Annotated in this window: 22 protein-coding genes; 12 read left to right on the top strand and 10 right to left on the bottom strand. The window is 58.5% G+C overall.

Annotated elements, in window-relative coordinates; all coding sequences use genetic code 11:
- The first annotated feature begins 1 nt into the window (after position 1).
- Together ACR0B8_RS06595 and ACR0B8_RS06590 are read left to right on the top strand one after the other, a co-directional pair.
- Positions 2 to 1,204 (top strand): RSP_2647 family RNA methyltransferase, encoded by a 1,203-nt coding sequence (locus tag ACR0B8_RS06595; protein ID WP_226688337.1) that lies wholly within the window; start codon positions 2 to 4, stop codon positions 1,202 to 1,204.
- Positions 1,201 to 1,743, top strand: coding sequence for an RSP_2648 family PIN domain-containing protein (locus ACR0B8_RS06590; RefSeq protein WP_170358893.1), 543 nt, complete (start codon positions 1,201 to 1,203; stop codon positions 1,741 to 1,743). Before ACR0B8_RS06595 ends, ACR0B8_RS06590 begins: the two co-directional genes overlap by 4 nt.
- A 53-nt stretch (positions 1,744 to 1,796) precedes the next feature.
- On the opposite strand, the gene ACR0B8_RS06585 is transcribed toward ACR0B8_RS06590, so the two are convergent.
- Positions 1,797 to 2,486, bottom strand: coding sequence for a M48 family metallopeptidase (locus ACR0B8_RS06585; protein ID WP_170358891.1), 690 nt, complete (start codon positions 2,484 to 2,486; stop codon positions 1,797 to 1,799).
- Between the two features lie 255 nt (positions 2,487 to 2,741).
- Here ACR0B8_RS06585 and ACR0B8_RS06580 point away from each other — a divergent pair, with 255 nt between their 5' ends.
- The gene (locus ACR0B8_RS06580; protein WP_170358889.1) at positions 2,742 to 3,095 is read left to right on the top strand and encodes a hypothetical protein; all 354 of its coding nucleotides are present in this window, start codon (positions 2,742 to 2,744) and stop codon (positions 3,093 to 3,095) included.
- Positions 3,096 to 3,156: 61 nt separating this feature from the next.
- On the opposite strand, the gene ACR0B8_RS06575 is transcribed toward ACR0B8_RS06580, so the two are convergent.
- From ACR0B8_RS06575 to ACR0B8_RS06555, 5 genes are all read right to left on the bottom strand, one after another.
- On the bottom strand, positions 3,157 to 4,341 hold the full coding sequence (locus tag ACR0B8_RS06575; RefSeq protein WP_170358887.1) for a vWA domain-containing protein: 1,185 nt from the start codon (positions 4,339 to 4,341) through the stop codon (positions 3,157 to 3,159).
- Between the two features lie 3 nt (positions 4,342 to 4,344).
- Positions 4,345 to 4,515 (bottom strand): hypothetical protein, encoded by a 171-nt coding sequence (locus ACR0B8_RS06570; RefSeq protein ID WP_170348993.1) that lies wholly within the window; start codon positions 4,513 to 4,515, stop codon positions 4,345 to 4,347.
- 3 nt (positions 4,516 to 4,518) lie between these two features.
- Positions 4,519 to 5,880, bottom strand: a complete 1,362-nt coding sequence (locus ACR0B8_RS06565; RefSeq protein WP_226688800.1) for a DUF2927 domain-containing protein — start codon at positions 5,878 to 5,880, stop codon at positions 4,519 to 4,521.
- Positions 5,880 to 6,329, bottom strand: coding sequence for a GNAT family N-acetyltransferase (locus ACR0B8_RS06560; RefSeq protein ID WP_367647774.1), 450 nt, complete (start codon positions 6,327 to 6,329; stop codon positions 5,880 to 5,882). Before ACR0B8_RS06560 ends, ACR0B8_RS06565 begins: the two co-directional genes overlap by 1 nt.
- 116 nt (positions 6,330 to 6,445) lie before the next feature.
- Positions 6,446 to 7,291 carry an AAA family ATPase gene (locus ACR0B8_RS06555; RefSeq protein WP_170358883.1) on the bottom strand — a complete coding sequence of 282 codons (846 nt, stop codon included), beginning with the start codon at positions 7,289 to 7,291 and terminating at the stop codon, positions 6,446 to 6,448.
- Positions 7,292 to 7,661: 370 nt separating this feature from the next.
- On the opposite strand from ACR0B8_RS06555, the gene dksA reads away from it, so the two are divergent.
- Entirely contained in the window at positions 7,662 to 8,084 is a 423-nt protein-coding gene (gene dksA / locus ACR0B8_RS06550) for an RNA polymerase-binding protein DksA (protein ID WP_170348990.1), read from the top strand.
- A gap of 71 nt (positions 8,085 to 8,155) precedes the next feature.
- Entirely contained in the window at positions 8,156 to 9,307 is a 1,152-nt protein-coding gene (locus ACR0B8_RS06545; protein ID WP_226688339.1) for an FAD-dependent monooxygenase, read from the top strand.
- Positions 9,308 to 9,311: 4 nt separating this feature from the next.
- On the opposite strand, the gene xth is transcribed toward ACR0B8_RS06545, so the two are convergent.
- Together xth and ACR0B8_RS06535 are read right to left on the bottom strand one after the other, a co-directional pair.
- Entirely contained in the window at positions 9,312 to 10,091 is a 780-nt protein-coding gene (xth, locus tag ACR0B8_RS06540; protein ID WP_170348988.1) for an exodeoxyribonuclease III, read from the bottom strand.
- A gap of 60 nt (positions 10,092 to 10,151) precedes the next feature.
- Entirely contained in the window at positions 10,152 to 10,475 is a 324-nt protein-coding gene (locus tag ACR0B8_RS06535) for a HesB/IscA family protein (RefSeq protein WP_170348987.1), read from the bottom strand.
- A 76-nt stretch (positions 10,476 to 10,551) separates the two neighbouring features.
- Between ACR0B8_RS06535 and ACR0B8_RS06530 the strand changes: the two genes are divergently transcribed.
- Positions 10,552 to 11,718, top strand: a complete 1,167-nt coding sequence (locus ACR0B8_RS06530) for a deoxyguanosinetriphosphate triphosphohydrolase (RefSeq protein ID WP_480658123.1) — start codon at positions 10,552 to 10,554, stop codon at positions 11,716 to 11,718.
- Here the strand turns inward: ACR0B8_RS06530 and ACR0B8_RS06525 are convergent.
- Positions 11,695 to 12,246: a putative pterin-binding protein gene (locus tag ACR0B8_RS06525; RefSeq protein ID WP_170375714.1), complete on the bottom strand. Its 552-nt coding sequence runs from the start codon at positions 12,244 to 12,246 to the stop codon at positions 11,695 to 11,697. The two genes, ACR0B8_RS06530 and ACR0B8_RS06525, sit on opposite strands and share 24 nt — an antisense overlap.
- A gap of 134 nt (positions 12,247 to 12,380) precedes the next feature.
- Between ACR0B8_RS06525 and argS the strand changes: the two genes are divergently transcribed.
- The 6 genes from argS (at position 12,381) to ACR0B8_RS06495 (ending at position 18,002) form a co-directional block, all read left to right on the top strand.
- Positions 12,381 to 14,126: an arginine--tRNA ligase gene (argS, locus tag ACR0B8_RS06520; RefSeq protein ID WP_480658125.1), complete on the top strand. Its 1,746-nt coding sequence runs from the start codon at positions 12,381 to 12,383 to the stop codon at positions 14,124 to 14,126.
- Positions 14,127 to 14,214: 88 nt separating this feature from the next.
- Complete coding sequence (locus ACR0B8_RS06515) at positions 14,215 to 15,279, top strand: SPOR domain-containing protein (RefSeq protein ID WP_480658127.1); 1,065 nt, start codon at positions 14,215 to 14,217, stop codon at positions 15,277 to 15,279.
- Entirely contained in the window at positions 15,276 to 16,283 is a 1,008-nt protein-coding gene (gene nagZ / locus ACR0B8_RS06510; RefSeq protein ID WP_170358873.1) for a beta-N-acetylhexosaminidase, read from the top strand. Before ACR0B8_RS06515 ends, nagZ begins: the two co-directional genes overlap by 4 nt.
- Positions 16,273 to 17,067, top strand: coding sequence for a segregation and condensation protein A (locus tag ACR0B8_RS06505; protein ID WP_170348981.1), 795 nt, complete (start codon positions 16,273 to 16,275; stop codon positions 17,065 to 17,067). The genes nagZ and ACR0B8_RS06505 overlap by 11 nt, the downstream gene beginning before the upstream one ends.
- Complete coding sequence (gene scpB / locus ACR0B8_RS06500; RefSeq protein ID WP_170348980.1) at positions 17,060 to 17,716, top strand: SMC-Scp complex subunit ScpB; 657 nt, start codon at positions 17,060 to 17,062, stop codon at positions 17,714 to 17,716. Before ACR0B8_RS06505 ends, scpB begins: the two co-directional genes overlap by 8 nt.
- Positions 17,717 to 17,780: 64 nt before the next feature.
- On the top strand, positions 17,781 to 18,002 hold the full coding sequence (locus ACR0B8_RS06495) for a hypothetical protein (protein ID WP_170358871.1): 222 nt from the start codon (positions 17,781 to 17,783) through the stop codon (positions 18,000 to 18,002).
- On the opposite strand, the gene ACR0B8_RS06490 is transcribed toward ACR0B8_RS06495, so the two are convergent.
- Positions 18,003 to 19,082 (bottom strand): 2'-deoxycytidine 5'-triphosphate deaminase, encoded by a 1,080-nt coding sequence (locus tag ACR0B8_RS06490; RefSeq protein WP_170358869.1) that lies wholly within the window; start codon positions 19,080 to 19,082, stop codon positions 18,003 to 18,005.
- Positions 19,083 to 19,138: the final 56 nt, after the last annotated feature.

The raw sequence follows: 19,138 nt of genomic DNA, 5'->3' as shown, positions 1-19,138 counted from the left end.
CATGACCCAAGCCACCGACCGCCCCCGTATCCGCCTGAAACCCAAAGCCAACGCGCGCGGCCTGCGCCATGGCTTCCCGTGGGTCTATGCCAACGACATTGTCACCGACCGGCGTACACGCAAGATACCGGTTGGCGCTTTGGCCGTGCTGGAGGATGACAAACGCGCGCCCATTGCGTTGGTCGCCGTGAACCCCGAGTCGAAAATCATGTGCCGCGTACTGGATCGCGACCTTGATGCCGATCTGAATGCTGAATGGTTCGAATCCCGCCTGCGCTGCGCTTTGGGCATGCGCGAACGCCTGTTTGACGCCCCCTATTACCGCCTGATCCACGCCGAAGCGGATGGCTTTCCCGGCGTGATCATCGACCGCTTTGGTGATGCCTGCGTGATCCAACCCAACGCCGCCTGGGCCGAGGCGCATCTGGAAACGCTGACCGACGCGTTGGTTGCTGTGACGGGTGTGACAACTGTGCTGAAAAATGCCTCGGGCCGCACTCGGGGACTGGAAGGGCTGGATGATGAAAACCAGACCTTGCGTGGAACTGCGCCTGACGCTCCGCTGCCGGTGCCAATGAATGGCGCGACCTATATGGCTGATCTTACCGGAGGCCAGAAAACCGGCCTGTTTTACGACCAACGCCCCAACCATGCATTCGCTGCACGGCTGGTGCAGCCGGGTGCGCAAGTGCTGGACGTGTTCAGCCATGTGGGCGGTTTTGGTCTGGCGATGCTGGCTGGCGGCGCGGCGCAGGCCCTGTCTGTCGATGGTTCGGCTGCGGCGCTGGACTTGGCGACGAAGGGTGCCGAGGCTTCGGGATGCGCGGATCGATTTGAAACCCGTCAGGGCGATGCGTTCGAGGTGCTGACCAAATTGGGCGAAGAAGGCGCGCAATTTGACGTGGTCATCTGTGATCCACCCGCTTTTGCGCCGTCGAAACAAGCCCTGGACGCGGGCCTGCGCGCTTATGAGCGTATCGCACGGCTGGCCGCACCCTTGGTAAAACCGGGCGGCTATCTGGGGCTTTGTTCTTGTTCACACGCGGCCGATCTGGGTAGGTTCCGCGACGCGTCCTCGCGCGGGATTGGTCGGGCAGGGCGGCAGGCACAACTGATCCACACGGGGTTTGCCGGCCCCGACCACCCGCAACTGCCGCAATTGGCTGAAAGCGGGTATCTCAAAGCCGTGTTTTACCGGCTGTGAAGGCAGTTCTGGATACCTGCGTCATCTACCCCACGGTGATGCGAGAGATGCTGTTGGGCGCTGCCAGATTGGGTCACTTCACGCCGATCTGGTCTCCTCGTATCCTCGAGGAATGGGCCCGCGCCACCCGCAAACTGGGCCCGGAAGGTGAGGCGCAGGCCCGTGCCGAAATCGCCCTGACGCAGGCGCAGTGGCCTAAGGCCGAACGCGCGGCCAATCCGGGGCTTGAACAACGCCTCTGGCTGCCCGATAGCGCCGATATTCACGTTCTCGCCACCGCCGTTGAGGCCTCGGCCGATGTTATCGTCACCGTGAACGCCAAGGATTTCCCAAGAAACATCCTGTTGGAAGAAGGGCTTGAACGCCGCGATCCTGACGGCCTGCTATATGGGTTCTTGCTGGACGACCCCGACGGCATGGCGGAACTCGCCGACTGTGTTTTAGCCGAAGCCAACCGGCTGTCCGGTGATCAATGGACCTTGCGCGCGCTGATGAAAAAGGCCCGTCTGCCAAGGTTGGGCAAGGCGCTCAGCCATTAGGCCGTATCCAACTTCATCTGGTTAATAATATCCCGGTGGGGCTGGCCCCGAAGCTAACCGCCCGCGCCCCAACGCTGCTCAAGGGCTTCCAGCGCTGCAATCCGCTCATCCGTTTTGGGATGGCTCATCAGCCAGGCCGGAGTAACACCCGCGCGCTGTTGTGTCAGGTCTTCCAACTTGTGAAACAGCGACTTTTGCGGCCCAATCCCGATCCCGGCCTTGGTCAGCAGAGCGGCGGCATATTCATCCGCCTCATATTCATCGCTGCGCGACAGGCGCGAGGCCAGCAGGTGGGTCAGCATATTGGCAATCCACGCGCCGATGAAGGGAATGAACCGGTTCAACAGCATCATCAAAGCCGCCCGCAATGCGTTCTGGCCGGAAAAATCGATCATCCGCCGCCGCGCATGCCCCAGCGCAACATGTCCCAGCTCATGTGCAATAACGCTGGCCATTTCCTCGGCCGAAACCTCTCCGTTACGGAACTTGCGATAAAAGCCGCGCGTAATGAATATCCGCCCGTCAGCAGCCGCCAGACCGTTCACCGGGTCGATCTCGTAGATGTAAACCGGGACCCGGTCGATCTCGAGCGCGGCGGCCAGCCTGTCAGTCATGCGTTTCAGCACCGGATCAGCCAGTTCGGTCGATTTCGCATCCAGCTCTCGGTGCGTTCGCCAGACGGAAATCCGGTACATCACAAAGGCATAAGCAATCGCCAATAGGATCGGGGTCAATCGAAGCATGCACTAGATATGGCTCTGAGTGGGGGAATAGGCAACCAGCCTTAAACATTTGTGCAGTAAACAGAGCGGACGTCCAATTTTTGTCGAAGTTCCCGGATAGCGGGAAAACGGTGTAAGAAATTCACTAGGATTCAATTGATTATGAAGAAGTTTTGTTTTCGCGCGTACAGAGCTTGCCTAAGATCAATGGGATTATACGGGCTTCTATTGTGTTTCATGGCTGCTTGGACACTGACTTTCGGTTGGTCTCAGGGAATGAGTATTGGACCGATGGCTTTGGCCACGCTGATTACACTCGGTTTCAGTGTAGCAATGACCAATTCAAAACTAACGCCGAATTGGTTGGCTGATCCGGATGGCATTGTAAAAGCACTAATCGTCTTTGTGGGTTCAGGCCCACTTATGCTTGTTTTTGGCGTGGCGGCCATCGCTGTCATTGGACCATTGGGGTTTGAAACACAGTTGGGTAAATCGCTGTCCATTCTGATCGCGTTTCCCGCTTTGGTGTTGGGAACTGTGATGGGTTGGGCGGGCCTGTTCTACGGGATTTTGCCCAACAAAGACCAATCCGTCCCGCCAACGCGGCCAAGTTTTCCTCTGCCGGAGTAACCCACCGAAAACGCAATCCTGCGCGACCTGCGTCAATCGCGCACGAGCAGTTGATCCTGAGTTAACGCGTCAATTCCTTCATTCCCTGCTCCAGTCCGGCTAGGGTCATCGGCACCATGCGATCCTCAAAAATTTCCTGAATCATGCCGATCGAGTGGGTGTATTCCCAGTATTTCTCGGGCACCGGGTTGATCCACAGGTTTGACGGCCATTGCTCGCGGGCGCGTTGCAGCCAGACCTGCCCGGCCTCTTGGTTCCAGTGCTCGTTGGCGCCGCCTGGATAGGCGATCTCGTAGGGGCTCATCGAGGCATCGCCGACAAAGATGCATTTGTAGTCCGAGCCATAGGTGCGCAGCACCTCATGCGTGGGGGTCTTCTGATCCCAACGGCGGCGGTTGTCGCGCCAGACGCCTTCGTACAGGCAATTGTGAAAGTAGTAGTACTCCAGATGCTTGAACTCGGTCCGGGCGGCCGAGAACAGTTCTTCGACCACTTTGATATGCGGGTCCATTGAGCCGCCGACGTCCAAAAACAGCAGCACTTTGACAGCGTTGTGGCGTTCGGGGCGGGTTTTCACATCCAGATAACCATGTTCGGCTGTGGCTTGGATGGTGCCGTCCAGATCCAGCTCTTCCGCCGCTCCTTCACGCGCCCAGCGACGCAGGCGTTTCAAGGCGACCTTGATATTGCGCGTGCCCAGTTCAACCGTGTCGTCCAGGTTTTTGAATTCACGCTTGTCCCAGACCTTGACCGCACGCTGATGGCGGCTCTCGTCCTGACCGATGCGTACGCCTTCGGGATTATATCCATAGGCCCCGAACGGAGAGGTGCCAGCGGTGCCGATCCATTTGTTGCCACCCTGATGGCGGCCTTTCTGATCCTTGAGCCGCTCGCGCAGCGTCTCCATCAGTTTGTCGAATCCGCCCATGGCTTCGATTTCGGCTTTTTCTTCTTCCGAGAGGTGTTTTTCGGCCATCTTTGCCAGCCAATCGGCGGGAATGTCGACTGCTTCAAGAACCTGTTCAAAGCTGATCTCGTCCAGCCCTTCAAAACTGGCGGCAAAGGCGCGGTCGAACTTGTCGATGTTGCGTTCATCTTTAACCATCGACACGCGGGCGAGGTAATAAAACGCCTCGACATCATATGTGGCCAGACCCTTTTTCATACCCTCAAGAAAGGTCAGGTATTCGCGCAAGGATACGGGAATGCCCGCTTTTCTGAGATTTTCGAAAAAGGGCAGGAACATGGGTCAGACCACAAAACGTATGAGTATAAGGGACAGAACAAGACCGACCAATGCAAAGGCAATGCCATACCCGGCTGCATATTGCGCCATGTCGGCGCCGGTGCCGTTGCGCTTGCGCGCTGTCATCGCCCCAAGGATTGCCCCCAATATCGCCATTCCCAGAATTACGACCATGCGTTATCCGCCTCTGTTGTTGGGGGATCCTTCCGCAACTTCCTGATTAAGCGACCGGACCACCGTTTCCGAGCCGAACCCGTAACGTGCCCATCCCAGACTGTCCAGCCTGACAGAGCGTGCCTCAGCCGTCCGGCCCGCCTGATTGAGGGCTTCGGATTTCAGAAGCAACAATGTCGCCAGTTGCGAGGCATTTTCGGCCCGCATCATCACGTCGATGGCCTTATCCAATTCGGGCAGGGCTTCGGGGCCTTTGCCTAGTGCTAGTGCGAAAGCGGCAGTCTGTGTAGTGATATAGGCCTGATGGATTTCGGTGCCGGGGGTTGCGCGCAAGTATTGCAAAGCGGTCTGATAATTGCGCAGCGCGTCCTGCGGTTTGTCGAACTGACCCATCCGCCCCATCAGGTAATAGGGATAGGCGCGGCGATGATCGGTCCAGCCCTGTTCCTGACCGATCCGCGCGGCCTTTTGCGCGGCCCGCAGGCGCCGTTGCGTATTCAGTTGCGGGCGCAGGGATTTTTGAACCGCATTGATCCATTCACGCGGCGTTTCAGATAGCGGCTGCATTGGTATGTTCTCGCCACGCGGGTTCAGGCGTCTCAGAATACCGGGTAGGGCGGCCTTAACCTGTTCGCTTGTCATTCCGCTGCGCAGTTCGGGCGCGTAGGCCGTGCGCAGGATCAGCATGTCGAACCCAGTAAGGACAGTATGGATATTGTCATCGTTGAACACTGAATCCGGCAGATGATACAGATCGTTCAGCGGCCCTAGTGACTGCGCAATCTCTTCATGCAGGCAATCGCGTTTTTCCTGCGGGCTGACGTCGTATGGAATAAAGATGCCCAGACGTTCGCGGCTGCGCAGCCGGCTCCAGCTGCTTATCTGTTTGCGCCGGTTACGGCGGTACTCTTCAAAGCTCGAAGAGTTCGGCACCACGAAACAGGCCGCTTGTGGCAGAATTTCGTGGATCTCTGCCTGACTGACGGCCTCGATGGTGATGTTGGCTGTGCCGTCCGAAATTTGTTGAATGTCGATTCCGGCCTCGCGGCGCAGGCGGGTCAGCAATTGGGTCAGGTCGCGCTGCATCGAGGGCGTAGGTGAGCCGGTCAGACGCACGGTGATCGGCGTTTCAAACCGCGTGAATACCGGCAGTTTCGCGCCCCCTTCCAACGCGAAATGCAACGATACGAAATCCGCCGCGATATTGGCGTTCGACCGGCCCGGTGGCATCGGGAACGCGCGGGTGAAAGTCTTGGCCGGGGGCAACGTCTCTTCAATCGCCTGCACGCGGGTAGGTACTTCGGTCGTCTCAACCGCTGCGCAGCCTGCCAGCGCCACACCTGCAACAAGGGCCACCCATCGCATCATGGGCGCTGATACCGGATAAAGGGCGTCTGTTTGCCGATGCGATCATAAAGTTTGCGGGCGGTGTGGTTGAAATCCTGCGTCAGCCAATAGACTGACGGCGCGCCCTGTCGGTCGGCCTCATCATACACCGCCTGAATCAGGGCGCGGCCGACACCTGTGCCGCGCGCCTTGGGGCGGGCGAACAGGTCTTGCAAGTAGCACACGGATTCAACCTTCCACGCGTGGCGGTGGAAAAGATAGTGGGTCAAACCAACAAGGCGCCCGTTTTGTTCCGCAACAAAGCATGAGAAATCGTGCGGATCATCGCCCAGCAATCGTGCAAAGGTGCTGTCATAGATCTCATCTGCGACCGTTGTTTCATAAAACGCCAGATAGTCGCGCCACATGTCGGACCATTCAGCGCGGTCTTCAGGCCGCAAGGCGCGGATAGTCAAAGTGTCAGTCAATCACAGGGTCCCATCTGATCCGGTTATAGGTAGCCCAGATAAACCGGACCGCCACCTGCAATGCTGACAGCCAGACCTGTCCAAAGCAAGCAGCGATAACCAGATGTTCAACAGGTTTAGCGTTTGCTGCGCGCCATAAAGGCCAGTCGCTCGAACAGATGCACGTCCTGTTCGTTCTTCAGCAACGCACCGTGCAGCTTGGGCAAAGCGTTCGCACCATCGCGTTTCAGGTCTTCGGACGTCAGGTCTTCGGCCAACAGCAGTTTCAGCCAATCCAGCACTTCGGAGGTTGAGGGCTTTTTCTTCAGCCCCTGCGTTTCGCGGATTTCATAGAATTGCGTCAGGGCAGTGGTCAGCAACGCATCTTTGATACCGGGGTGGTGGACCTCGACGATCCGGCGCATGGTCGCCTCGTCAGGGAAGCGGATATAGTGGAAGAAACAGCGGCGCAGAAACGCGTCGGGCAGCTCCTTTTCATTGTTCGAGGTGATGATGACGATGGGGCGGTGTTTGGCCCGGATGGTTTCACCAGTCTCGTAAACATGGAACTCCATCTTATCGAGTTCCTGCAGCAGATCGTTGGGAAACTCGATATCCGCCTTGTCGATCTCGTCAATCAGCAGAACAATCTTCTCGTCGGCGTCAAACGCCTGCCACAGCTTGCCCTTACGGATGTAGTTGGACACGTCATGCACGCGTTCTTCACCCAGCTGACTGTCACGAAGCCGGCTGACCGCATCGTATTCGTACAGACCTTGTTGCGCGCGGGTGGTGGACTTCACGTTCCACTCGATCATGCGCAGCCCCAGTGCACCTGCCACCTGTTTGGCCAGTTCTGTTTTGCCCGTGCCGGGTTCCCCCTTGACCAGCAGGGGGCGTTCCAGCGTCACGGCAGCATTCACCGCAATGGTCAGGTCATCGGTGGCAACATATTCGGCGGTGCCTTGGAAACGTGCGGTCATGGGCCCCTCGTTTGGTTTTGCGCAATCTGTGTTGTTCGGGTTACAGAGAGGCGATGATTTTGACAAGCGGGCCACGGCGTCGCGGGATCAGATTTTCGTAACGACTCCAATCCCTTTTGTGTGATTCGACGTCCGGCGAGTGCCGTATCTGTTGGGGATTGCCAAATTTTCGCCTGACAATTTCCACAGTATAACAAGGTTTTGTTGTTATTTGTCTCATATTTAGACATGCCGGGGACGTGACGTATTAAGACGACGTTTGTGTAGTGACATTCGTGCGTGCGTCGGATACATGCACCGCAGAAGGGAGTGCCAAATGTCAGGTCAAACAACAGCAACCGACGTTACTGGCCATACCGAGGGAGCAAAAATGAAGCAGGAAGTTTTTCTGCCGGAGGATTATCGCCCGGCCGAAGATGAACCTTTCATGAATGACCGTCAGCTTGAGTATTTTCGCCGCAAGCTGCTGGATTGGAAGAATGAACTATTGGCGGGCAGCCGCGACACGATCGAAGGGCTGCAGGACAACACCCGTAACATTCCGGACGTTGCAGACCGCGCAAGCGAGGAAACAGATCGCGCGCTGGAGCTGCGGACCCGCGACCGTCAGCGCAAGCTGGTTGCCAAGATCGACTCGGCCCTGCGTCGCATCGAAGAGGGCGAGTACGGCTATTGCGAAAAGACGGGCGATCCAATTTCGCTGAAACGTCTGGATGCGCGTCCAATCGCGACCATGACGCTTGAGGCACAGGAACGTCACGAGCGTCGCGAAAAGGTCCACCGCGACGATTGATCGCTGGAACTTTGGTAATAATTCAATCGCCGGGGCCTGTTGCTCCGGCGTTTTTGCGTTAAGCCGGTGCCATGGATATCAACGGTCTGAAATTCAATGTCATCGGCGGCGGAATAGGGGGACTGGCAGCCTCTTTGGCACTGCGGCAACGCGGGGCGCAGGTCACGGTTCTTGAGCAGGCTCCGGCCCTGACTGAGGTTGGCGCAGGATTGCAGATCAGCGCCAACGGCATGGCGGTTTTGCGGGCGCTGAATGTGTTAGGGGATAAGCCCGAGGGCGGGCAGTTATCGCACGGCACAATTCTGCGAGATTATCGCAAAGGTCGAGTAATAAGCCGTATTCCCGCACCGGCAGCCGGACCGACCTACTATTACCATCGCGCGGATTTGCTGGATCTGTTGCGCCGGGTGGCTTTAGAGGCGGGCGTTACTATCCAGCTGGGCGCGCAGGTGGCGCAGGTTCTCCAACATCCGGCAGAGGCGGAAATCGTTCTCAATGACGGCGAACGCTTGCGGTGCGACTGTGCTATCGCGGCGGACGGGGGCCGCAGCACCATACGTCCGACCCTGAACGGGCCAGAGGCCCCTCAGTTTACGCACCAGATTGCCTGGCGTGCGACTATCCCCTTGTCAGAACGAGAGGAGATGCCTTGCGCCTCACTGACAATGGGGCCTGGACGCCACGTCGTCACCTATCCGCTGCGCGATCAGCAACTGATGAATGTGGTGGCAATTGAGGAGCGCTCGGACTGGCAAGAGGAAGGCTGGCGACTGCAAGGCGATCCGAATGATCTGCGCGCGCGTTTTGCCGATTTCGGGGGGCCAGTGGGTGATATTCTGTCTGACGTGACCGAAACCCATCTTTGGGCCCTGTTCCTGCGGCCTGTGGCGCAAAGCTGGCAGAACGGGCGGTTGGCGCTGCTTGGTGACGCGGCGCATCCTACCTTGCCGTTCATGGCGCAAGGCGCCTGTTTGGCGTTAGAGGATGCGTGGATTCTAGCCCGCACCTTCGAAGAACAACCCGATGTGACACAAGCTCTTGCTGCCTATGAAACCCGCCGTCGCCCAAGGGCCAAACGGGTTGTGGCTGCCGCCGGAGCCAACGCGCGAAATTTTCACCTGCGCGGTCCCATGCGACTGGCGGCACAGATGGTGCTGATGGCCGTTGGACCAAGGCTTTCGAAAAAATACGAGTGGATCTACGCCTACGAACCGACCGCATGATTGATTACAGGTCGAGCTGAACCCAGACTGGCACGTGGTCCGACGGTTTCTCATGCCCGCGCACGGCTGCATCAATCTGGCAATCTTGCATCAGATCGGCAGCCTGAGGTGTCAGCAGAAAGTGATCGATACGAATGCCATCGTTTTTGTTCCACGCACCCGCCTGATAGTCCCAGAATGAGTAGTGACCAGGTCCTTGCGTGCGGGCCCGAAACGCTTCGGTAAAGCCCAGATTGAGGATTTTGCGAAACGCCGCACGGCTTTCCGGTCGGAACAAGGCATCCTCGCGCCAGGCATCCGGGCGGGCGGCATCTTCGGCCTGTGGGATGATGTTGTAATCTCCCGCCATAAGTGCCGGTTCTTCGCTGGCCATCAGTTCGCGCGCCCGATGATACAGCCGTTCCATCCAGGCCAGCTTATAGTCGTATTTCGGTCCGGGTACCGGGTTGCCGTTGGGCAGGTACAACCCGCAAATCCGCAACGCTTGCTTGCCGATCACGGTCGCTTCAATCCAGCGCGCCTGTTCGTCCTCATCATCGCCGGGCAGGCCACGGGACACATCCTCAAGTGGAAGTTTTGATAAGATGGCGACGCCGTTAAAACTTTTCTGGCCGTGGGTTTCGACGTTATAACCACGTTCCTCGAATATCTCGCGCGGGAAGTTTTCATCGACCGACTTGATTTCCTGCAAGAGGACGACGTCAGGTTGTGCTTCGTCAAGCCACCGGGGCAGAGCTTCGGCCCGCGCTTTGATGCCGTTGATGTTAAACGTGGCGATTTTCATGCGCGATCCTCCGGCTGACTGCCGGTTGATCTATCCCTCAACCACGCGGGCAGGGCAAGGTCACATTGAAAAAGACGTACCGCAGCCGCAGGATGAGGTCGCGTTGGGGTTTTCGATCACAAACCGCGCACCGATCAGTTCCTGCGTGAAATCGATCACTGCATTTTCCAGAAACGGCAGAGAAATCGAATCGACAATGACCTTTTGGCCTTTGCCTTCCAGCACAAGATCGTCGTCTTTGGGTTCGTCCAGCGCGATTTCGTATTGAAAACCGGAACATCCGCCGCCTTCCACTGCGACGCGTAGGGCCTGACCCTGATCCGCTGCGCCAATCTCGGCCAGACGGTCAAAGGCGCGTTCTGTGACTGTGGGGGGCAGATTCATGCCGGTCTCCAAAGGTTTATTTCCTTTACGCCTTACAATATAGAAATTGCAAGGACAGGCGACAAGGATAAGGCCTTTGGACAGAGCAGGTTTTGCCTCGGATCCAGGCCGCGCAAGGGGGCGGCTAGTACCTGAGGAGGAAAGCAGTTTCCGATCATGCTTTCAGCGCGACCGGGATCGGATCATTCATGCCAGCGCGTTTCGGCGGCTGAAACACAAGACACAGGTGTTTGTTGAACATGAAGGCGACAGTTACCGCACGCGCCTGACGCATTCTATCGAAGTGGCACAGGTGGCGCGCACGATTGCCGGGGCTTTGGGATTGAACCCCGAACTGACCGAAGCCGTGGCATTGGCGCATGATCTAGGGCACACGCCCTTTGGTCATACCGGAGAGGACGCCTTGCACGCTTTGATGGAGCCATACGGCGGCTTCGATCACAATGCGCAGGCCATTCGGATCGTCACCAAGTTGGAACGCCACTATGCCGAATTCGACGGCTGCAATCTGACATGGGAATGTCTAGAAGGCATAGCCAAGCATAATGGGCCTGTGACAGGCGAATTGCCGTGGGCGCTGGCCGAGTGCAATGGCGGTTTTGACCTTGAACTGCACACCCATGCCAGTGCCGAGGCACAGGTGGCCGCGCTGTCTGACGATATAGCCTATAACAATCATGATCTGTTGGATGGGCTCAGGGCCGATCTGTTCACGGACGCGGAAATTCAGCAATTGCCCATCGTCGGTGATTGCTATGCGGAAGTGGACCGCAAGTACCCTGGTCTGGACCCGTATCGGCGCAGGCACGAAGCATTGCGTCGCGTGTTTGGGGTGATGGTTTCGGATGTGATCGACACCTCGCGCGACCTGATCGCTGAGTCTGGCGCGCAAACGGTCGAAGATATCCGGCATCTGGGTTATCCGGTGATCCAGTTCTCGGCGGTGCTTTGGGCGCAACTTAAAGAGATCCGCGCCTTCCTGTTTTCGCGGATGTATCGTGCGCCCAGCGTCATGAAGGTCAGGGCCGAAGTGTCTGCGGTCGTTGAAAAATTATTCCCGATCTACTTGAACGATCCCAAACAAATGCCAGCCCATTGGCACGGCGATATAGAAGCGGCCCGGGATGAGACGGTGCTGGCACGGATTGTGTCGGACTACATTGCAGGTATGACCGACCGCTTTGCCTTGCAGGATCACAAAAGGCTGACGGGGCGGTCGTCACTCGATGCCGATATAGGCTAGCGCCCAAACCTGTTGCCCGGATTGCTCGTCCGCCAGATCAGCATCATCTGTGGGCGGAAAAACGATCATCGTAGGGCCATAGCCGCCGATCCCCATCGGACTGCCATCCGCATGGGTTGCCACGATGGGTTGGTGCGCCTGAATACTGTCCCATGGGATTTCGGACTGGTATCCATCCATCGCCATTGGTTTGGCAGTCTTCCCTTCGGCCCCTGCCATGACCATCACATCCGACAAAAGCGGACCAGAGAAGGCGACGTCGCGCTGATTGTCTTCGGGGCCGTAGGCAATTGTGATCTCCACTTGCGCTAGACCGTCAAGCATCGCGGCGTCAAATCCGGCGCCGCCGCTGTGCTGCACTTCGAGATAGCCCAACAGACCACCGTCATTTTCACCCCGAGCCGGTAAGTTGGTTTCCGTCACCGCCCCGCCCAGCGTCAGAAGAACATGGCCCTGCGGCGCGGGCATATCGGCCCAGACCGGGATCGAAGTGGTCAGGACGAATGCAAGGGGCAGGGCAAGACGCATGGAACGATCTCCGAGGTTAGGAATTTCCTGTGACCTTAGCCCGGTTTACCGCTAATCCAAGCGGAAACCGATCGCTTCCATTGACCTTGCCGCTTTGCGTGGTAAACCGCCGGACAAGCAAAAGGACATCCGAAATGAACCTGTTTTCCGAGATCCGCGGTCTTGTACTGGACGCGCTGGCACAGATGCAGTCCGAAGGCGCGCTGCCCGAGGGGCTGAGCTTTAACAATGTGGCGGTCGAACCACCGCGCGATGCCGCGCATGGCGACATGGCGACAAACGCCGCGATGGTGCTGGCGAAGCCGGCCAAGATGAAGCCGCGTGACATTGCCGATGTGTTGGCCGGAAAGCTGGCGGCGGATGACCGGATCACCAGTGCCGAGGTTGCGGGGCCGGGCTTTTTGAACCTGCGGTTGGCGCCTTCGGTTTGGCAGGGTGTTCTGGCGGCAGTGTTGGAGAAAGGCACGGACTATGGCCGCTCGACTATGGGGCAGGGGCAAAAGGTCAACGTGGAATATGTGTCGGCCAACCCGACTGGGCCGCTGCATGTTGGCCATACGCGGGGCGCGGTGTTTGGCGATGCGCTGGCAAGCTTGTTGGCCTATTCCGGCCATGATGTGACCCGCGAATACTATATTAACGACGGCGGTGCGCAGGTCGACGTGTTGGCACGCTCGGCCTACGAGCGCTATCGCGAAGCCAACGGGTTGAGCCCCGAGATTGCCGAAGGCTTGTATCCGGGCGACTACCTGATCCCAATCGGCGAAGCGCTGAAAGAGAAATACGGCGACAGCCTGATTGACAAGCCGGAAAGCGAATGGCTGGACGATCTGCGCGAGTTCTCGACCGACGCGATGATGGACCTGATCCGCGCTGACCTGAAGGCGCTGGGCGTAGAGATGGATGTGTTCTTCTCGGAAAAATCGCTCTATGGGACGGGCCGGATCGAGGCCGCGCTGGAGTCGCTGACCGAAAAGGGCCTGATCTATGAAGGCGTTCTGGAGCCGCCAAAGGGCAAAAAGCCCGAGGATTGGGAGCCGCGCGAGCAGACCCTGTTCAAGTCCACCGAACATGGCGATGACGTCGATCGCCCGGTGAAGAAGTCGGACGGCAGCTGGACCTATTTCGCCCCGGATATTGCCTATCACTATGACAAGGTGACCCGTGGGTTTGATGCTCTGATCGACGTGTTTGGCGCGGACCACGGCGGCTATGTCAAACGGATGAAGGCAGCAGTATCGGCGCTGTCTGATGGCAAAGTGCCGCTGGATATCAAGCTGACCCAGCTTGTGAAGCTGTGGAAGAACGGCGAGCCATTCAAGATGTCCAAGCGGGCCGGGAACTTTGTCACCCTGCGGGATGTGGTCGATCAGGTTGGGCCGGATGTGACCCGCTTCGTGATGCTGACTCGTAAGAACGACGCGCCCCTGGATTTCGATTTCGACAAGGTGCTTGAGCAGAGCCGCGAGAACCCCGTGTTCTACGTGCAATACGCTCATGCCCGCATCATGAGCGTGCAGCGCCGCGCCGCCGAGGCAGGGATTGTCGCTGATGACGTGACCCTTGCGGGTGCGGACCTCAGCAAGAACGATCACGCCTCGGAACTGACCGTGGCCAAGAAGCTGGCTGAATGGCCTCGTTTGGTTGAGATCGCCGCGCGCACGAATGAACCGCACCGGGTTGCCTTCTACCTGTATGAGCTTGCAGGAGACTTCCACGCGCTGTGGAATAAGGGCAACGACGAGACTCAACTGCGTTTCATCCAGGATGGCGATGTTGCCACAAGCCAGTCAAAAATCGCATTGGCCCGCGCCGTTTCTGTTGTGATTTCAGCGGGCTTGGGTATTCTTGGCGTTACTCCGGCGCAGGAGATGCGGTAACAAACACCGCCCGAAGCACCGGTACGAGGTAGGCAAGAAATGACCCGCGCGCCTTATTTTCTGGCGTGAATCGGGCGGTGAGGCGGACATGGCACGTTACGATTACTCGGGGCAGATGCGCCCCGAGCAGATGCATTACACGAATCAACCACATCCTCAGGATGGGTATGACTATTCCGACGACATGCAAGGGTATGAAGAAGCGCCGCGCGCGGCGGGTCTGGGTCGTATCGTAAACGCGCTGGGCGCGGTTGCGTCCCTGGCATTGGTCGCTGGCATTGGTGTTTGGGGTTACAAGCTGGTGATGCGCGATGTTAGCGGCGTACCGGTCGTACGTGCCATCGAAGGGCCCATGCGCATTCAGCCAGAAAGCCCCGGTGGAACACCTGCCGATCATCAAGGACTGGCCGTCAACACAGTAGCCGCGGTCGGAACTGCTGCACCACCGGCGGATCGTCTGATCCTTGCGCCGCGCCCGGTGTCCCTGTCGGATGAGGACACGCCGGTTGAGCCTCTGAAGCCCACCCCGGCCGTGCATGTGGTGCAGGAAGAGATTTCTGGTCAGGAGGCTGCGCAATTGCGCCAGGGTTCGGTAGACGCTCTGGTCGCCGAACTGGCTGGCGATGCGGCACAATTCGACCAACCGACCGAGCAGGGCGTGCAACTGGCCTCTTTGGTCGTGCCCGAAGAAGAGCCCGCGATTGACCCCGCTGATCTGGCCGCACAGTTGCCCGATCCGGAACTGGCCGCACTGCCGGGGGTTCGCCGGTCTTTGCGTCCCAACACGCGCCCGGCCCGTTCTTCACCCAGCGGGATCACCACCAGCAGCAGTACTGAAGACGCGATCAACGCTGCGGTCAAAGCTGCTGTGGGGCTGGATATTGACCCGGACACATTGTCCAAAGGCACGCGCATGGCCCAGCTTGGGGCCTATGAAAGCACGGATGTAGCGCGGGCTGAATGGGATCGCCTGAATGGCCGTTTCGGTGAATATATGGATGGAAAACAACGTGTTATCCAGAAAACCTCACGTGGTGGTCGAACCTTTTATCGTTTGCGGGTTCTGGGATTTGACGACCTGAGCGACTCGCGTCAGTTCTGCGCTGCCCTCGAAGCACAAGGCGCCGATTGTATCCCGGTGGCCGCTCGGTGAGTTTCGGCGCGGCAATCACTGATGCCGAAGGCTTGCGCCTGACGCCCGAAGAAAAAAGTCTGTTTCAAGAAATGAACCCGTTTGGGTTCATTTTGTTTGCCCGCAACATCGATACCGCCGATCAGATCCGCGCCCTGTGCGACGACTTCCGCGAGGCTGTGGGACGCAATTGCCCGATCACCATTGATCAGGAAGGCGGCCGCGTGCAACGGCTGCGCGCACCACTGGCGCGGGAATGGATGCCACCGCTGGATCATGTCGCGGGCGCGGGGGATCAGGCTGAACGCGCCATGTATCTACGCTATCGCCTAATCGCGAATGAGCTGTTTGAGCTGGGGATCGACAGCAATTGTGCCCCGATGGTGGATCTGGCGCGTGATGATACGCATGCCTTTCTGAAGAACCGCTGCTATGGATCTGATTCAACAACAGTTTCCGGGATCGGAAAGGCGGTTGCCAAGGGGCATCTGGATGGTGGTGTTCTGCCAGTGATCAAGCACATGCCAGGCCACGGCCTGTCCACGCTGGACAGCCACCACGACCTGCCACATGTCGATCTGACGCAAGACGCATTGGAAGAGACCGATTTCGCGCCGTTCCGTGCCTTGAACGACCTGCCGATGGGGATGACGGCGCATTTGGTTTATGACCGGATCGACCCACAACCGGCTACGATTTCACCCACAATGATCGGTCTGATCCGCGAAAAGATTGGGTTTGATGGCCTGATCATGACCGATGATATCTCGATGAAGGCCCTCAGCGGCGCACCCGAGGAGATTGCCCGTCAGGCGCTCAACGCCGGATGCGACTTGGTTTTGCATTGCAACGGCTCGTTTGAAGCCCGCGCCAAAGTGCTGGAAGCTGCCGGAGAAATGACCGAGCAGGCCGAGATACGCGCAGAAAAGGCGCTGGCAATGCGGCAAAAGCCTGCGGAACTTGACATCCCCGCGACTGAGGCGGAACTATCTGCCCTAATGGGCGGGCAGGTATATGAACGATAACCTTTTCAGCGAAGACCCGGTCTCGGTCGCGGATCGCCTTGCGGCCGAAGCCTTGATCGTTGACGTCGACGGGTTCGAAGGCCCGTTGGACGTGTTGTTGACCCTGTCGCGGACACAAAAGGTCGACCTGCGGAAAATCTCGGTTCTAGCGCTGGCGCAGCAATATCTGACTTTTGTTGAAAAAGCCCGGGCTCTGCGGATTGAATTGGCAGCTGACTATCTGGTTATGGCGGCGTGGCTGGCCTTTTTGAAATCCCGCCTGCTGCTGCCCCCTGATCCGGATGACGAGGGTCCGTCAGGTGAAGAACTGGCCGCGCATCTGGCGTTTCAGCTAGAGCGCTTGCAGGCCATGCGTGATGCTGCGGCCCGCTTGATGGCGCGGGACCAGCTGGGCCGCGATTTCTTCAAACGCGGGCAGGGCGAGGATGTCACCCGCATCCGCACTGTGACTTATTCGGCAACCCTGCTGGATTTGATGCAGGGGTACGCTCGCATCCGCACACGCGACGAATTCCGCCCCTTCGTGATGGACCGTGACGCCGTGTTCACGATGGAACAGGCGCTGGAGCGGATGCGCCCCCTGATCGGCTTTGCGGGCACCTGGACGGATATGGAGACCTATCTGCCCGATGGTTGGGACGCGGACCCTGTCCGCAAACGCTCGGCCACGGCGGCGACCTTTGCGGCCTCGCTGGAATTGGTGAAAGAAGGACATATGGAAATCAAGCAGAGCGAGACCTTTGCCCCGATCCATCTGCGCAAGAGGACTGACACACGTGACTGACGCCCCCGAAGACGAAGGCACCGGCACCCTGTTCGAAGCACCGCCGCTGGCAGAGCAAGAGCGCATGGTCGAGGCCGTGCTGTTCGCCAGCGCCGAACCGGTGACTACCTCTGATCTTGAGGCCCGGATGCCCCATGGCAGCGACGCGGCGCAAGCGGTTGAAATGCTTCAGAAACGCTATGAAGGACGCGGTGTGCGGGTGGTCAAGGTTGGCGAGGCCTGGGCCATTCGAACCGCCCCCGATCTGGGCTTTTTGATGCAAAAAGAAACAGTTGAAACCCGCAAACTGAGCCGTGCGGCCATCGAAACGCTGGCTATCGTGGCCTACCATCAACCCTGTACGCGGGCTGAGATTGAAGAAATTCGCGGTGTTTCGGTCTCACGCGGGACGATCGACCAACTGCTGGAAATGGAGTGGATCAGGTTAGGCCGTCGCCGAATGACACCGGGCCGTCCGGTGACATTTGTGGTGACGCCGCATTTCCTGGACCATTTTGGGCTTGAGAACGCTCGCGACCTGCCGGGGCTCAAGGAACTGCGCGCCGCTGGCCTGCTGGAAAACCGGCCACCGCCGGGCACCATCCCACTGGGTGAGGGGCGCGAAGAAGAGCAGGATGAAGATCAGACCGAACTGTTCGAGGAAGAGTGATCAAACGACCCTTTTGGTGTCACACAATTCGCCTATGTTGAGGGTCAGAAAACGGAGTTGAGCAATGAATGCCAATCGGATGATCGACATGATCGTACGTCAGGTCATGCGCCGCCTTGTCAGTAAAAGCGTTGACAAGGGCTTTGATATGGCAAGCCGTATGGGTGGTAAGAACGAACAGCCCGGCGAGGCCAACCGTGCCAACAATAAAGGCCCACGCCCATCCCAGAACCTGAAACAAGCGCAACGAATAACCCGTCAAGCGCGCCGGTTCATGAAGTTCTGATCAGCTAACTGCCTTGAAATGCTTGGACAATTTCAAGCCTTGTCCTTGGTAATTTGAGGCGATGCCAGCCCCGTACAGCTGGGTGGGCATTTCGGCCATTTTCTCATAGACCAGCCGACCGACGACTTGACCGTGCTCCAACACAAAAGGTGCCTCATGGCAGCGCACTTCAAGCACTCCACGTGATCCAGCGCCTCCGGCGGCGGCGTGGCCGAAACCGGGGTCGAAGAAACCTGCGTAATGCACCCGGAATTCACCCACCATGGCTAGATACGGCGCCATCTCGGCGGCATAGAGGGGCGGGATGTGGACGGCCTCGCGGCTGACCAGGATGTAGAAGGCGCCCGGGTCCAAGATGATGCGGCCATCGGTGGTGCGGACCTCTTCCCAGTATTCCTGCGGGTCGTATTCTCCGATCCGGTCCAGATCGATCACTCCGGTATGCGGCTTGGCGCGATAGCCCACCAGATCGGTGTCGGGCAATTGCAAGTCGACCGAAAAACCTAACCCGTCCTGAATCACTGCAGGACCGTCAACCAAGGGCGAGTCACTGTGCAACGCGGTCAGTTCTGCATCGCTAAGCACGGCCTGACCTTGGCGGAAGCGAATCTGATTGAGCCGCATCCCCGGACGTACCAGCACCGAGAAGGAACGCGGGCAAATCTCCGCGTAAAGCGGGCCGGTATAGCCCGCGGGCACGCGGTCGAACTCGGTGCCACCATCGGTGATGGTGCGGGTCAGCAAGTCCAGCCGCCCGGTCGAGCTTTTGGCGTTAGCCACAGCCGTCACGGTTTCGGGCAGGGCCAGCGATTCCATCAGCGGCACCAGATAGACGCAGCCTTTTTCCAGAACCGCACCATCCGTGATGTCGATGCGGTGCATCTCGAACTCAGACAACCGATCCGCGACGGATCGGGTTTCGCCGGCCAGAAACGAGGCGCGAACACGGTAAGCCACTGTTCCCAAGCGCAAATCAAGGCTGGCAGGCTGAACCTGCGCAGGGATAACCTCGGGGTTGGCGGTGATTTCACCGCGCGCGATCATCGCTTCGATTTGCTGATTTGGGCATACACCTGTCATTCCGATCCCCCTTGATGCCAGAGCGGGATCTGGCCTGTCTGCCATAAACGTCGGTA

It is taken from the genome of Ruegeria sp. BH6 (assembly GCF_056538105.1).
The sequence above is the reverse complement of the archived record's forward strand: the minus strand, read 5'-3'. Positions and strand labels throughout refer to the sequence as shown.

Bases quoted from the DNA above. Each gene is read 5' to 3' on its own strand.
- ACR0B8_RS06595 (WP_226688337.1), top strand. From the start codon at position 2: ATGACCCAAGCCACCGACCGCCCCCGTATCCGCCTGAAACCCAAAGCC.
- ACR0B8_RS06585 (WP_170358891.1), bottom strand. From the start codon at position 2,486: ATGCTTCGATTGACCCCGATCCTATTGGCGATTGCTTATGCCTTTGTG.
- ACR0B8_RS06580 (WP_170358889.1), top strand. From the start codon at position 2,742: ATGAGTATTGGACCGATGGCTTTGGCCACGCTGATTACACTCGGTTTC.
- ACR0B8_RS06575 (WP_170358887.1), bottom strand. From the start codon at position 4,341: ATGTTCCTGCCCTTTTTCGAAAATCTCAGAAAAGCGGGCATTCCCGTA.
- ACR0B8_RS06570 (WP_170348993.1), bottom strand. From the start codon at position 4,515: ATGGTCGTAATTCTGGGAATGGCGATATTGGGGGCAATCCTTGGGGCG.
- ACR0B8_RS06565 (WP_226688800.1), bottom strand. From the start codon at position 5,880: ATGCGATGGGTGGCCCTTGTTGCAGGTGTGGCGCTGGCAGGCTGCGCA.
- ACR0B8_RS06555 (WP_170358883.1), bottom strand. From the start codon at position 7,291: ATGACCGCACGTTTCCAAGGCACCGCCGAATATGTTGCCACCGATGAC.
- dksA (WP_170348990.1), top strand. From the start codon at position 7,662: ATGAAGCAGGAAGTTTTTCTGCCGGAGGATTATCGCCCGGCCGAAGAT.
- ACR0B8_RS06545 (WP_226688339.1), top strand. From the start codon at position 8,156: ATGGATATCAACGGTCTGAAATTCAATGTCATCGGCGGCGGAATAGGG.
- xth (WP_170348988.1), bottom strand. From the start codon at position 10,091: ATGAAAATCGCCACGTTTAACATCAACGGCATCAAAGCGCGGGCCGAA.
- ACR0B8_RS06535 (WP_170348987.1), bottom strand. From the start codon at position 10,475: ATGAATCTGCCCCCCACAGTCACAGAACGCGCCTTTGACCGTCTGGCC.
- ACR0B8_RS06525 (WP_170375714.1), bottom strand. From the start codon at position 12,246: ATGCGTCTTGCCCTGCCCCTTGCATTCGTCCTGACCACTTCGATCCCG.
- argS (WP_480658125.1), top strand. From the start codon at position 12,381: ATGAACCTGTTTTCCGAGATCCGCGGTCTTGTACTGGACGCGCTGGCA.
- ACR0B8_RS06515 (WP_480658127.1), top strand. From the start codon at position 14,215: ATGGCACGTTACGATTACTCGGGGCAGATGCGCCCCGAGCAGATGCAT.
- ACR0B8_RS06505 (WP_170348981.1), top strand. From the start codon at position 16,273: ATGAACGATAACCTTTTCAGCGAAGACCCGGTCTCGGTCGCGGATCGC.
- ACR0B8_RS06495 (WP_170358871.1), top strand. From the start codon at position 17,781: ATGAATGCCAATCGGATGATCGACATGATCGTACGTCAGGTCATGCGC.
- ACR0B8_RS06490 (WP_170358869.1), bottom strand. From the start codon at position 19,082: ATGACAGGTGTATGCCCAAATCAGCAAATCGAAGCGATGATCGCGCGC.